The organism is Klebsiella sp. GFKo11, assembly GCF_056490265.1.
Genome location: NZ_CM151369.1, coordinates 6,188,353 through 6,201,517, shown reverse-complemented (window position 1 = coordinate 6,201,517; position 13,165 = coordinate 6,188,353). Strand labels below are relative to the sequence as shown.

At 52.9% G+C, this 13,165-nt stretch carries 10 protein-coding genes; 1 reads left to right on the top strand and 9 read right to left on the bottom strand.

The features are described 5' to 3' along the window. Window positions 1-87 precede the first annotated feature (87 nt). From nagA to AC07P6_RS29660, 8 genes are all read right to left on the bottom strand, one after another. Window positions 88-1,230: an N-acetylglucosamine-6-phosphate deacetylase gene (gene nagA, locus AC07P6_RS29695; protein ID WP_478315302.1), complete on the bottom strand. Its 1,143-nt coding sequence runs from the start codon at window positions 1,228-1,230 to the stop codon at window positions 88-90. A gap of 9 nt (window positions 1,231-1,239) precedes the next feature. Then, on the bottom strand, window positions 1,240-1,977 hold the full coding sequence (gene nagB, locus AC07P6_RS29690) for a glucosamine-6-phosphate deaminase (protein WP_478315301.1): 738 nt from the start codon (window positions 1,975-1,977) through the stop codon (window positions 1,240-1,242). Between the two features lie 9 nt (window positions 1,978-1,986). Beyond that, a complete protein-coding gene (locus AC07P6_RS29685) occupies window positions 1,987-2,901 on the bottom strand; it encodes a glycyl-radical enzyme activating protein (RefSeq protein ID WP_478315300.1) in 915 nt (304 codons plus the stop codon). Window positions 2,902-2,913: 12 nt separating this feature from the next. Next, a complete protein-coding gene (locus AC07P6_RS29680; protein WP_478315299.1) occupies window positions 2,914-5,337 on the bottom strand; it encodes a glycyl radical protein in 2,424 nt (807 codons plus the stop codon). A gap of 161 nt (window positions 5,338-5,498) precedes the next feature. Next, complete coding sequence (locus tag AC07P6_RS29675; RefSeq protein ID WP_112216359.1) at window positions 5,499-6,248, bottom strand: DeoR/GlpR family DNA-binding transcription regulator; 750 nt, start codon at window positions 6,246-6,248, stop codon at window positions 5,499-5,501. 136 nt (window positions 6,249-6,384) lie between these two features. Continuing rightward, entirely contained in the window at window positions 6,385-7,488 is a 1,104-nt protein-coding gene (gene gldA / locus AC07P6_RS29670) for a bifunctional L-1,2-propanediol dehydrogenase/glycerol dehydrogenase (RefSeq protein ID WP_110276170.1), read from the bottom strand. A 56-nt stretch (window positions 7,489-7,544) separates the two neighbouring features. Further along, on the bottom strand, window positions 7,545-8,207 hold the full coding sequence (gene fsa / locus AC07P6_RS29665) for a fructose-6-phosphate aldolase (protein WP_112216360.1): 663 nt from the start codon (window positions 8,205-8,207) through the stop codon (window positions 7,545-7,547). A 205-nt stretch (window positions 8,208-8,412) separates the two neighbouring features. Beyond that, entirely contained in the window at window positions 8,413-9,276 is an 864-nt protein-coding gene (locus tag AC07P6_RS29660) for an AraC family transcriptional regulator (RefSeq protein WP_181484197.1), read from the bottom strand. Window positions 9,277-9,427: 151 nt separating this feature from the next. Here AC07P6_RS29660 and zinT point away from each other — a divergent pair, with 151 nt between their 5' ends. Further along, window positions 9,428-10,075 carry a metal-binding protein ZinT gene (gene zinT, locus AC07P6_RS29655; protein WP_478315298.1) on the top strand — a complete coding sequence of 216 codons (648 nt, stop codon included), beginning with the start codon at window positions 9,428-9,430 and terminating at the stop codon, window positions 10,073-10,075. Window positions 10,076-10,265: 190 nt separating this feature from the next. On the opposite strand, the gene ppc is transcribed toward zinT, so the two are convergent. Continuing rightward, complete coding sequence (ppc, locus tag AC07P6_RS29650; protein ID WP_181484195.1) at window positions 10,266-12,917, bottom strand: phosphoenolpyruvate carboxylase; 2,652 nt, start codon at window positions 12,915-12,917, stop codon at window positions 10,266-10,268. Between the last annotated feature and the right edge of the window lie 248 nt (window positions 12,918-13,165).

Sequence of the window (13,165 nt, the reverse complement as noted above, 5' to 3'; positions counted from 1 at the left end):
TTTTGAATTTAATTTTGGCAATAAGAAATCGGCGGTTATTTTTCAATAACCGCTTAATTATGTGATGCCAGGTCGATAAAACTATTCTTAATTTACGGAATAGGCGATGACTCCTTTGCAATAAGTTGCATTGACCTGGTAATCATCTTCTAATACGACGATGTCGGCATCAAAACCGCGCTGTAATTTACCTTTATGATTATCTAACCCTAAAAGTCGGGCTGGATTAAGCGTGCAGGATTTTAATGCCGCGCCAAAAGGTACCATTGCGCCTTCGACCATATTATAAAGGCCGTGATTAAGTTTTAACGTGCTGCCGACCAGCACGCCGTTTTCACGTCGCGTTGCACCATCTTCACATAAAATCATCGGCTCTCCGCCGAACATATAGCGACCGGGTGGACAACCTTTTGCTTTCATTGAATCGCTGATCATAATGACGTCATCATCATTTTTTATGCGATACAGATGGGACGCGGAGACCAGATTGACGAAAATGCCGTCAGCAATCACTTCTCCGTACAGGCCGTCAAGGCGTAACGCGGCGCCTAACAGACCGGGCTCGCGGTTGACATATTTCGCCATTCCGTTAAACACGTGGGTCACATTTTTTGCACCATTGGCAACGGCTTCCACCGCCTGCTCGAAGGAGGCATCCGAATGGCCCATATTGACCACGATCCCTTTTTGCGCGCAGTAGCGCGTTAGGGCAAATCCGGCATCTTCTTCCGGCGCGAGGCTGATGGCGATAATGCGCCCGTGGGCGGCACGTTCAAAAGCCTGAAACTCGCTGACGCTGGCCGGGCGAATCTGTTTTTCCGGCTGCGCGCCGCGATATAGCTGGCTAAGAAACGGCCCTTCCAGGTGGATGCCAAGAATTTCCGCGCCCTGGTAACCTTCATCCATCACGCGGGCGATATTTTCCAGCGCGGCCAGTAAGGTTGTGTCTTCATCGGTGACCGTAGTGGGGCAAAATGCGGTAACGCCCTCTTCCGGCAGACGCGATGTCCAGCGGCGCAGCCCTTCGGGGTCGTTTTCGTTAGTATCGTAGTTCCAGGCTCCGTGGGCGTGGGTATCGATAAGGCCCGGTATGATGCGTAGGGAACCGTAGTCGCGATCGGCATTTGCGCTCAGCCCCAGCGTAATGTCGCTGATCAGGCCATTTTCCAGCGTTAACTGCGCCGGATAGAATCCGCCGGCCAGCCAGACGCGTTTACTCTGGATTTTCATATGCCCACCTTACGCGTTGATAAGCGACGCCGCCTCGCGGTCGCAAATAATGGTGACGTCAGGATGCATCAGTAAGAATGATGCAGGGAATAATGGGTCAATACGAGTGCAGTCGTGAAGCTGTTTCATCACCGCTGCTTTTGATTTTCCGTTAGCAATCAGGACAATCTCTTTACTTCTCAGGATAGTCCCCATCCCGAGGGTGATCGCCTGTTGTGGAACATCTTCTTTACGTGAGAAAAAACGCGCGTTGGCTTCGATAGTTTCTTCATTAAGATCAATAATGTGGCAGACAGGACTGTGGGTGGCGTGTGGTTCGTTAAAACCAATATGCCCGTCATGACCAATACCGAGGATGGTGATATCAAAATCGCCGTGCGCCTGGATGGTTTGTTCGTAACGCGCGCATTCGGCGGTTAAATCATCGGCCAGAATATCCGGGACAAAGGTGTTTTCAATGGAAATATTCGCATGCTGATAAAAATAGTGATTGAGAAACCAATAATAGCTCTGCGGGTCATCTTTTTTCAGCGGAATATATTCATCAATATTAAATGATTTGGCGCTGGAAAAATCAGCCTCGCCGCTTTTTGCCATTCGACTCATCTCTTCCAGAAGACCAACGGGGGTTCCTCCGGTAGGCAGCGCCATAACTAAATCCGGCTTTTTGGTTAGCGCATTCGCAATCCGTTCAGCCGTCAGTTCACTCATTTCTTTGTAGGTTTCGGTAATAATAAATTTCAACATGTTCATCCTTTATCCGCCTATGGTGGCTTTCAGGCCAATCTCTTCGGCGTAATGTTTTATTTGTTCCGTCATTTCTCGCTGGCAGGCCGGAATATTGTTAAGAAGATAAGGCATGCCAAGTTTTTGATACTTTCCGACTCCGTAGATGTGATATTCCAGAATATCGACCTGCAGCACGGCACTGCCAAGCTTGCGGATAAAATCGAGGCGTTTACGAATATCTTCCGGGTCATCATTGCGCGTTGGAACAATGACCATACGGGCAAGCATCGGTGTGCCCATTGCCGCGATTGCTTTGGCATTTTCAAGGATCAGGCGATTATCTACGCCGGTGCAGGCAAGATGGGTTTCGGGATTAAAGGCTTTAAAGTCGTAAGAGACCAAATCGACCGTTTCAATCAGCGGGCGTAATTTCTCCCAACGGATATGCCCTGCGGTATCAAGGCAAACATGTACGCCAGCTTCTTTTAACAGCAGGGCGGTTTCCCTGACGAACTCAGCTTGTAGCGCCGGTTCGCCGCCGGAAAAGGTCACGCCGCCGTGGCTGGAATCGTAAAACGACTTATCGCGCAGCAGCAGATCGGCCAGCTCGCGGGAAGTCATCTCTTTTCCCACCTTTTCGTAACCGTCATAGGGGCACATATCGACCATATCCAGCAGGTTGGTGCAGTTTTTCCGGTCGATATTCACGCCATTACCCGGCTTCGCCATGGTGATGGTGTTATTGACTGCGGCCTGAGTGCAGGTGCCGCACTGGCGGCATCGCTCTTTAAACCAGAAAACGTTCAAACCTGGCCTGATGGTTTCCGGATTCGCACACCACTGGCAGCGTAAATTACATTGCTGCATAAACACGGTCGTTCGTATCCCCGGACCATCCTTGGTCGAGTAGCGTTGAATACGGGAAATCAGGCCAGTCTTCATGTTACCTCACACTTACCATGCCAGTTCTGTACGGGCAATAATCGCGTCCTGCGCTTCCGGCATCAGCGTCGAGAACAGGGCGCAGTAACCAGCCACGCGGACCATCAGGTTCGGATAATCTCCCGGGTGCTCTTTGGCGGCGCGCAGAATATTCGAGTCGATGATGTTGAACTGGTTGTGGAAGATATTCTTCTCGCGGCTGGCTTCCATGAAGTGGGTGAATTTCTCCAGGTTGTCGTCACCTTCCAGCGCGCTCGGCGTGAATTTCATGTTCAGCAACTGGCCGCCAGCGATTTTCTGGTTTGGCAGCTTCGCCACGGAGTTGATCACCGCCGTCGGGCCTTCTTTATCTGCACCAAGGCACGGTGATGCGCCCTCGTTTAGCGGCAGGGTCGCCAGACGGCCATCCGGGGTCGCGCCAACGTCAAAACCATTCGGTACGTAAGAGGTGATGTTGGAGGTGGACATGGTGTATCCACAGCCCTTCGGACCTTTGCCATAACGGTCGGTTTTGTATTTTGGCAGCAGCTTCAGATAGGACTCGAATACGTCAGCGACGATGTAGTCAACGTAGTCGATATCGTTACCAAACTTCGGCGCGTTGCGGCACAGCTTACGCACGCGGGCTCCTTCGATGCCTTCAAAGTTGCAGTCCATGGCGTCGCGCAGTTGTTTGAGCGTCAGAACTTTGTCATCAAAGACCAGTTTTCTCACGGCGGCCAGGCTGTCGCCTACCACGGAAGGACCGATGTTGGAGGAGCTGACGAAGTCATACTCTGCGCCGCCGTTTTTCAACGTTTTACCGCGCTCCAGCGAACAGTTGATAGTCGCAGAGGCAAAGGCGTCGGCATCGTGATATTTCAGCGCGCGGTCGCAGACCAGGTCACAGTCCACTGCCAGGTCGGAGTAGAACTCCAGCAGTTGGTTCCACGCGGCCCACACTTCGTCGTATGACTCATAGTTAATCTCGCGACCTTCTTTGCCGTTTACTTTAACCAGTTGTACGCCGGTTGCTGGATCGCAGCCGTTGTTCATCACCAGCTCAAGGATTTTGCCGAAGTTGACGTAGGTCATACCGGTGGCGCGGTGGCCCCAGCGGCCCGGAATGGCGGTTTCTACGCAGCCCATTGAGGCATATTCACGCGCGACCTCTTCGCTCAGACCGAGGGTCATCATCGCCGGGATAACTACTTCGTCACAGAAGATGGATGGCATACCGAAGCCTTTACGGATCAGTTTTGCTGAATCCTGCATCAGTGAGTGCGGAGTATCTTTGGAGAAGCGTACGCTCAGGTTTGGCTCCGGCAGGCCGGTCAATGCCATGGCTTCCAGCGATAAATAAGAAAGGTCGTTGGTGCCGTCGGTACCGTCCGGCTTCATGCCGCCAACCATCAGGTTGGAGTAGAGCGGGTAGCCGCCGCTGTACTGGGTGTGACCCCATGGGCGAACTTTGTTCAGGCTGTTGGTCATGATGAAGAAGTGGGTCAGGATCTCCAGCGCCTTCTCTTTGCTGATTTTGCCGGAGTTGATATCCGCTTCGTAGAACGGCCAGACGTACTGGTCAAAGCGACCAAAGGAGAAGGAGTGGCCGTTACTTTCGATCATCATCAGCAGGTGAGTCAGATAGACAGTTTCGACAGCTTCGTAGAAATTCTGCGCTTTGCCTTCCATCAGGTGAGCGAACATTTCGCTCATCGCCAGCAGCTCATCGCGACGTTTAGCGTCGGCGGTTTGTGCGGCTTCTTCTTTTGCCAGTAGCGAGAAACGTTTGCAGTAATTCAGCGCCGCATCCATGGTGATGATGACGGCCTGGTAGAAATCGGTCTGCTCTTCCGTCAGGTCTTTGTCTTCGGCCAGGTGCTGTTTCGCGATATCGCGCATGCCGCCATAGCCGACTTCCAGCACGAAGTCATGGTTAGGAATGATGTGACCGTCGCCGGACATACTGATGCCGCCGCGGTGCAGCACGCCCTGTTTTTCCGCCAGGCGGTTCATCTGCGGCAGATTGGTCAGCACTTCATCCTGGTGAGTTTTCCCCTGCCAGTAATCTTGCAGTACGCGTAGACGCGCTTTGGTCTCTTCGGCAACCTGGAAACTATCGCCTGAACGTTTGTCGAACTGGTCCAGCTCGTCAATCACCCAGTTAAAGGAGTATTCCGGGAACACCGGCGCGGCGAAGTTGGCGCTTGCCTGGTTGCCGACAATCAACATGTCCGGCTCGATATAGATGGTCATCTTTTCCAGAATATCGGCCATCGCCAACGCCCGGCGAATGACAATCGATTTGCCTTCGGAACGTTTAAAGGATTCGGTGATGATCTCAGCACGTTCCGGGCAAATGGTTGCTACGCGGTGGAACATCTGATCTTGCTTTTTGGCGATACGATCGAAATCACAATCGTTGTTGGTGGGTTTGAAGCTTAGTAATCCGTTCATAAAGACCTCAATTCTGGAGTGGGTATCCCTATTCCACGCTTGAGGTGTGTTTTTGTCAACTTAAAAATGATCTTTTTTGTTTCTTTGTCCTTTAAAGGATACTAAAAGAACATTCTGGGGATGTGAAAAAACACAGACGCCTGTTGTCAGACGTCTGAAAGTCAGAGGCTGCTATCAGCCAGCAGAAGTTCTACGTTTTGTTTATTAAGTTGCGTGAGGATGTCGGCAGGGAGGCCAGTTTGGCTGATAACGAGATCAAGGTCTGCCAGACGGGCGTGGCCTGCGAGGAAGGTTTGACCGAATTTACTTTTATCAGCCAGCAGGATCTTTTGCCGTCCGGCCCGCATCAGCGCTTGTTTTACATGGGCATCGGTCATTTTGGGGACCGTCAATTCACCCAGTTCGTTAATGCCCTGGGTACTGAGGAAGACCTTGTCGGCGTGGATATTGCTATAGAAGTCAGCGGTGCTAAAAGAGATCATCCCCTGGGTATCGTCTTCATACTCGCCGGGCGCCACGATCAGCTTAATGTTTTTTCGCCCCTTCAGCAGATTAACTACCGGAACGGAGTTGGTTATCACCATGATTTTTTTATCGAAAATAAACTGAGCGAGGGCCAGCGGCGTGGTCCCGCAGTCGATAATAATCGTGTCGCCATCTTCGACCAGTTCGGCGGCTTTTTGGCCAATCAGGTGCTTATCATCAACCATTTGTATCGATTTCAGCTGAAAGCTGGGCTCTACGCTGGCGCCGCTGGTGAGATAGGCTCCGCCGTAGGTTGTTTTGACAATGCCTTGTTTTTCAAAGAAAGAGAGGTCGCGGCGGATGGTCATTTTGGTGACGCCGAATTTCTCGGCAAGCTCATTAACGACGACTTTTTTGTCCTGTTGCAGAATGGCATAAATGCTCATTCTTCGATCTGATGATTGCATATTTACGACTCACCCAGAGGAAAATCGCACTATAAAACACATCGTTTTGGCTGGCAATGGGGCGGAGAAAGAACATAAAAGAACACACCCGCCGGAAGCGGGTGTGGGCAGGAGGTTATTCCCACTCTTGCAGGAAGCGTTGACCGTACTGGTCGGCGACCAGCAGAGCCGCATAGACCTGATCCGGCGTCGCACCACCAGGCATATTGTGGATGGTTTCGCCTTCTGCACAGGCAGCTTGCGCCACTGTACGCATTTTGCCTGGGATATCGGCTTTAATGTCCAGCTGCGCCAGGGTGATAGGCAACCCAACGCTGTGGCACAGCGCCGCCACGGTTTCGATCTCTTCCACTGGGGCGTTTTCCAGTACCAACTGCGTGAGCGTGCCGAAAGCCACTTTCTCACCGTGATAGTAGTGGTGAGCGTCCGGAATAGCGGTAAGACCGTTGTGAATAGCGTGTGCTGCCGCCAGGCCGCCGCTTTCAAAGCCAACGCCGCTCAGGTAGGTATTGGCTTCAACGACGCGTTCCAGCGCCGGAGTGACGACGTGCTGCTCCGCCGCCAGCATCGCTTTTTCACCTTCTTCAATCAGCGTGTTGTAGCACAGTTCGGCCAGCGCCAGCGCCGCCTGGGTACATTTGCCGCCCGCCATGGTGGTTGCGCCGCTACGGGAGCAGGCACGGGCTTCAAACCACGTTGCCAGCGCGTCGCCGATGCCTGCAGCCAGCAGGCGTGCCGGAGCTCCGGCAACGATTTGCGTATCGACAATGACCATATTCGGGTTACGCGGCAGCATCAGGTAGCTATCAAATTCACCGTCATCGGTATAGATAACCGAGAGTGCGCTACACGGTGCATCGGTAGAGGCAATCGTCGGAGCAATAACTACCGGCAGATTCATAAAGTGTGCTAATGCTTTCGCGGTGTCCAGCGTCTTACCGCCGCCAATTCCCAGCACGGCGGTACACTGAGCTGAGCCCGCAATATCGCGTAACCGATTGATTTCATTATGTGAGCATTCGCCGCCAAACGGCGCGATTTCGGCAACCAGGCCAGCATCTGCCAGGCTTTTACGCAATTTTTCTTCGGCAAAGCCGAGTACGAATTTATCACCAACGATGAGCCAGCGTTCAGCCAGCGGTTTGAGGTACCCACCAAGGCGAGCAATTGCGTCTGCGCCCTGAATATACTTACCGGGTGATTGAATAATGCGATCCATTTCTATTCCTCCTGGATGACCGTGATGCCACCCCCCTGGGCGGCTCGCCGATCGGGTTACAGGTTCAGAGTTCCAAAAGCGTTATTCCAGTCCTGCTCAAACTTCTCAATGGCTGACTCTACCGCAGGGGTGCCGAGCATTTGTTGCGCTACATCTAACGGAAGGGTGATAGCTTCGCAACCGGCTAACAGGCAATCCAGCGCCTGACGCGGGGTTTTGAAGCTGGCGGCCAGCACTTTGCTTTCCGGCGCGTGCATTTCCAGTAGGGATTGCAGCTCCTGCACCGTGCGAATGCCGTCACCGCCCTGGGCGTCGACGCGGTTCACGTAAGGGGCAACATATTTGGCACCCGCCAGCGCGGCCAGCAGGCCCTGAGAGGCGCTGTAGACGGCGGTACCCAGGGTAGTGATACCTTCTTTTTTCAGCAGCTTAATAGCGGCAAGGCCTTCAGCGGTGACCGGGATTTTGACCACGATGCCGGGAACGGCGTTGCTCAGACGTTTGGCTTCTTCAACCATCCCCTGAGCGTCGCGGCTCATAGTCTGAGCGAACAAAATACCTTCCGGACCGACGGCTTTTTGCAAGCGCGGTAGTACGTCCCAAACCGAGGCTTTGCCAGCGGCGATAATGCTTGGGTTGGTGGTAACGCCAGCCAGCGGGTAGATACGTGCCAGGCGTTCAACTTCGGCTACGTTTGCGGTGTCCAGATAGAGTTCCATAGTACTTTCCTCAATGCTTAATTCGATAGTGTCGTTGAGGTAAGAATACGGCTTTCACATGAAGGGTCGCCAGATGACAAATTTGCCAAATACTGGATAAATGTACGCATTGCTATTAAGGGTGATTTAGATCACGTTTATCCCGTGTTGTAGGGAAATTTAAGCAAAAAAGAGCGTACAAAAGTCAGGCTTAACACACAAAAATCTAGTTTTTTGCAGGCGATGTTTTTTCCGTGAGCTGGCTATGATACTGGCGGCGATACTCTGATGGTGAGCGCTCGGTGTTCTTGCGAAACAGGCGGCAAAAGTAGTTACTGTCGGCAAAACCACAGGCGTGAGCGACATCTTTGACCTTCATATCATGGCCCTTTAGCAGCATTCTGGCCTGCTCCAGGCGGATGTGATTCAGGTACTCATTAAAACCCATTGGTCCGCATTTCTGGAACAGATGCGAAAGATAGTTTGGTGAGAGATAAAATTCCTGCGCCACCGACTCGCGGGTTAAAGGATCGGCAAAATGGGCATCAATATATTTACGAATGGCCTCGAAAAGCGCCTGGCTGCGTGAGGAGGTTTGTACCTGGCTCCCCAGCAGATCGGCACAGTGGCTGAGCAGGCTGATGACAATACAGCGCGCGGTATGCTGCTCCTGCGGCTGCATTTGCATTTCATTGAGCGCCTGGAGCAGAAAAGATCCCACTCGAGGGCCACGGCGGGGAACTTGCTGTTTATCCAGCACGTTAAGCGCGCTGCCGTCCCAGTTGCGCAGGACGAATTCCAGCTGCTGCTTACCAAATAAGATGGTTAACAGAGTCGAGGGCACCAGCCATTGTGGGTCATTCCACCCGCCAGCAGGAATGTACAACACATCGTGTGGCGTGAGCTGGGCTGGGTCGGCCTTCACCGCTGGATCGCGGACCTGCCCCTCAAGCATGATTTCGAGGCGTGGAAAATCGACGCTCACGGCTTTCTCTGAGGCTGGTCTGGTTTCTGTGGAAAAGCGGACCTTCCCGATGACTGCCGGGCCTTTAATAAAAGAATCAATGGCCTGATTGATGTCGATATCCATTCTTGCTCCGCATCGCGCGCTCTCTTTTCATCATACCTAACAAATCGGCCGAGGGAAAAGCCGAGCGGATTTTCTGCGAAGGGTATTGTAAGATTTTATTGATATGTTATATCGTAACACATTATTGCAACCGTTAACTCAGGAGAGAGTAATGACCAAAAAGATTTCCGCCCTTGCGCTTGGTATCAGCATGTTACTGGTGGGTAGCCAGGCCTTTGCCCACGGCCACCATAGCCATGGGCCTGCATTAACTGAGGCGGAGCAAAAGGCGAGTGAAGGTATTTTTGCCGATCAGGATGTAAAAGACAGAGCGTTAAGCGATTGGGATGGTATCTGGCAGTCGGTTAACCCCTATCTGCTGAACGGCGATTTGGATCCTGTGCTCGAACAGAAGGCTAAAAAAGCGGGTAAAAGCGTGGCCGAATATCGGGAATATTATAAGAAGGGCTATGCCACCGATGTGGACCAGATTGGTATCGAAGATAATGTGATGGAGTTTCACGTTGGGAAAACCGTCAATGCCTGCAAATACACCTATTCTGGCTATAAAATTCTGACCTACGCATCCGGTAAGAAAGGCGTGCGCTACCTGTTCGAATGCTCACAGGCGGATTCAAAAGCACCGAAATTTGTTCAGTTCAGCGACCACACTATCGCACCGCGTAAGTCCCTGCATTTTCATATCTTTATGGGTAATGAGTCGCATGAGGCACTGCTGAAAGAGATGGATAACTGGCCAACCTATTATCCTTATGCGCTGCATAAAGAGCAGATTGTCGACGAGATGCTGCACCATTAATAAAAATAGCTCCGGTAAACGGAGCTACGAGATTGATGACAAATCTGTTTTAGCTATGGTGCTCGCATTTTTGCCGGGTGGCGGCTAGCGCCTTACCCGGCCTACAAAATCTACGAGTTCACTGCCGTTTGCGGGCTGGTAGCCCGGACAGGCGCAGCGCGCCTCCTCCGGGGATACCGCGTCCGGCAAATTAGCCGGTGTTGCGCATACCTGCCGCAACGCCTGCAATGGTGACCATCAGCGCTTGCTCAACGCGAGGATCCGGTTTTTCACCTTTCTCTTCCGCCAGACGTGAACGATGCAGCAGTTCGGCCTGGAGTACGTTCAGCGGGTCAGTATAGATGTTACGCAACTGGATTGACTCGGCGATCCACGGCAGGTCGGCCATCAGGTGGGAATCGTTGGCGATTGCCAGCACCACATCGATATCAGCAGACAGCAGTTCGCGCAGCTCTGTACCTAGCTTCCACAGCTCAGGTTTCACCAGGCGCTGATCGTAATATTCTGCCAGCCACAGGTCCGCTTTCGAATAGACCATCTCCAGCATGCCGAGGCGAGTAGAGAAGAACGGCCAGTCGCGACACATGCTTTCCAGCTCGCTCTGCTTACCGCCTTCGACGACTTTTTGCAGCGCCGCACCAGCACCCAGCCAGGCGGGCAGCATCAGACGGTTTTGCGTCCATGCGAAGATCCACGGGATCGCACGCAGTGACTCAACGCCGCCGGTCGGGCGACGTTTTGCCGGACGCGAGCCCAGCGGCAGTTTGCCCAGTTCCTGCTCCGGTGTTGCGGAGCGGAAGTAAGGAACAAAGTCTTTATTTTCACGTACGTAGCCGCGGTACATCTCGCAGGAGACGTCGGACAGCTCGGCCATGATATCGCGCCATTGCGGTTTTGGCTCCGGCGGCGGCAGCAGGTTGGCTTCCAGAATTGCGCTGGTGTAGAGCGACAGGCTGCTGATGGTGATTTCTGGCAGGCCATATTTGAAGCGGATCATCTCGCCCTGTTCAGTGACGCGCAGGCCGCCTTTCAGGCTTCCTGGAGGCTGAGAGAGCAGAGCCGCATGAGCCGGAGCGCCGCCACGACCGATAGAACCGCCGCGCCCGTGGAACAGCGTCAGCTCAATACCGGCTTTCTCGCAGGTCTTGATTAAGGCATCCTGCGCCTGATACTGCGCCCAGGATGCGGCCATTACGCCTGCATCTTTTGCCGAGTCAGAGTAGCCAATCATGACCATCTGCTTGCCCTGAATAAAGCCGCGATACCAGTCGATATTCAACAACTGGGTCATGACGTCGTCGGCGTTGTTCAGGTCATCCAGGGTTTCGAATAGCGGTGCGACCGGCAGCGCGAAGCCGATACCGGCCTCTTTGAGCAGCAGATGTACCGCCAGCACGTCAGACGGCGTTTTCGCCATCGAAATCACGTAGGCGGCAATGGAACCGCGCGGCGCTTCGGCGATCACTTTACAGGTCTCAAGCACTTCGCGAGTTTCTTCGCTCGGCTCCCACTGACGTGGTAGCAGAGGACGTTTGGAATTCAGTTCGCGGATCAGGAAGGCCTGTTTGTCGGCTTCCGACCAGCTTTCATAATCGCCGATGCCGAGATAGCGGGTCATCTCGCCCAGGGCTTCGGTATGACGGGTGCTTTCTTGGCGGATATCGATACGCACCAGCGGTACGCCAAAGGCTTTTACGCGACGCAGAGTATCCAGCAGCTCGCCGTTGGCGATGATGCCCATGCCGCAGGCTTGTAGTGATTGATAGCAGGCGTAAAGCGGTTCCCACAGCTGTTCATTTTGCGTGAGCAGACCTGCTGGTTTCGGAAGTCTCTGCCCTTTCAGGCGCGCTTCCAGCCAGGCCTGTGTTTCCATCAACTGCGTGCGCAGTTTTTTCATCAGGTATCGATAGGGTTCTTGCGCGCCTTCCGCACCCGCCAGTTCGCGCAGCTCGTCGGTACACTCGACCATCGACAGCTCGGAAATCAGCAATTGGATATCTTTCAGGAACAGATCGGTCGCTTTCCAGCGGCTAAGCAGCAGGACGTGGCGGGTAATATCGGCGGTCACGTTTGGGTTACCGTCGCGGTCACCCCCCATCCAGGAGGTAAAGCGAACCGGGACAAAATCGACCGGTAAGCGATAGCTGAGGTTATCTTCCAACTGTTCGTTCAGCTCGCGCAGGTAGTTCGGCACACCTTCCCACAGGCTATTTTCGACAACAGCAAAGCCCCATTTGGCTTCGTCGACCGGAGAAGGTCGGTGCTTACGGATTTCATCGGTATGCCATGACTGGGCAATCAGCTGGCGCAGACGGCGCATCACCTGGTGACGTTCATAGTCAGCGATATCGTTGTTATCAAGCTGTTTCAGGCAGTTGTTGATTTCACCCATCTTGTGGATCAGGGTACGGCGGGTAATCTCGGTTGGGTGAGCGGTTAAAACCAGCTCCAGAGACAGGGACTCCACCGCTTTTTTAATAATGTCTTCGTTGAGATTGGGTTGGTCTTTGAGCTTTCTCAGGGTACGAGCAATCACTTCCGGATTGCTAGCCGCTTCGCCCTTTGGCGAAATGCTGTGGTATTGCTCAGCGGTATTCGCCAGGTTCAGAAACTGGCTGAAGGCGCGCGCCACTGGCAGCAGCTCGTCGTTGGACAAGTTTTGCAACGTGGTGAGCAGTTCCTGGCGGTTGGCTTCATTGCCTGCGCGAGAAGATTTGGACAACTTACGGATAGTTTCGACACGATCAAGAATGTTTTCTCCCAGCGCATCCTTGATGGTGTCGCCCAGCACCTTACCGAGCATACTGACATTACTACGCAAAGCGGAATATTGTTCGTTCATGTTACCCCAGACACCCCATCTCATTTTATTTTGTTATATCCGGCGCTCGATAATTTGAGCAGTGGATAAGCAACCGTCTTTTATAAAGCCACGTAAAAACCCCCACGTCAATTGTTGCGAAATCGCTTCAGCAAACGAATAAATAGCGGCAATTTGCGAAATTTAACTCAGAGGTCGCTTGATAAGTGTTGCTTATGAAAGTGTGATAATTGTCACTCTCCCGCCCTGATACAAAAGAGCGGAAGAAT

What these genes read in the sequence shown, in the direction of transcription:
- nagA (WP_478315302.1), bottom strand. Translation starts at nt 1,230, where the DNA reads ATGAAAATCCAGAGTAAACGCGTCTGGCTGGCCGGCGGATTCTATCCG.
- nagB (WP_478315301.1), bottom strand. Translation starts at nt 1,977, where the DNA reads ATGTTGAAATTTATTATTACCGAAACCTACAAAGAAATGAGTGAACTG.
- AC07P6_RS29685 (WP_478315300.1), bottom strand. Translation starts at nt 2,901, where the DNA reads ATGAAGACTGGCCTGATTTCCCGTATTCAACGCTACTCGACCAAGGAT.
- AC07P6_RS29680 (WP_478315299.1), bottom strand. Translation starts at nt 5,337, where the DNA reads ATGAACGGATTACTAAGCTTCAAACCCACCAACAACGATTGTGATTTC.
- AC07P6_RS29675 (WP_112216359.1), bottom strand. Translation starts at nt 6,248, where the DNA reads ATGAGCATTTATGCCATTCTGCAACAGGACAAAAAAGTCGTCGTTAAT.
- gldA (WP_110276170.1), bottom strand. Translation starts at nt 7,488, where the DNA reads ATGGATCGCATTATTCAATCACCCGGTAAGTATATTCAGGGCGCAGAC.
- fsa (WP_112216360.1), bottom strand. Translation starts at nt 8,207, where the DNA reads ATGGAACTCTATCTGGACACCGCAAACGTAGCCGAAGTTGAACGCCTG.
- AC07P6_RS29660 (WP_181484197.1), bottom strand. Translation starts at nt 9,276, where the DNA reads ATGGATATCGACATCAATCAGGCCATTGATTCTTTTATTAAAGGCCCG.
- zinT (WP_478315298.1), top strand. Translation starts at nt 9,428, where the DNA reads ATGACCAAAAAGATTTCCGCCCTTGCGCTTGGTATCAGCATGTTACTG.
- ppc (WP_181484195.1), bottom strand. Translation starts at nt 12,917, where the DNA reads ATGAACGAACAATATTCCGCTTTGCGTAGTAATGTCAGTATGCTCGGT.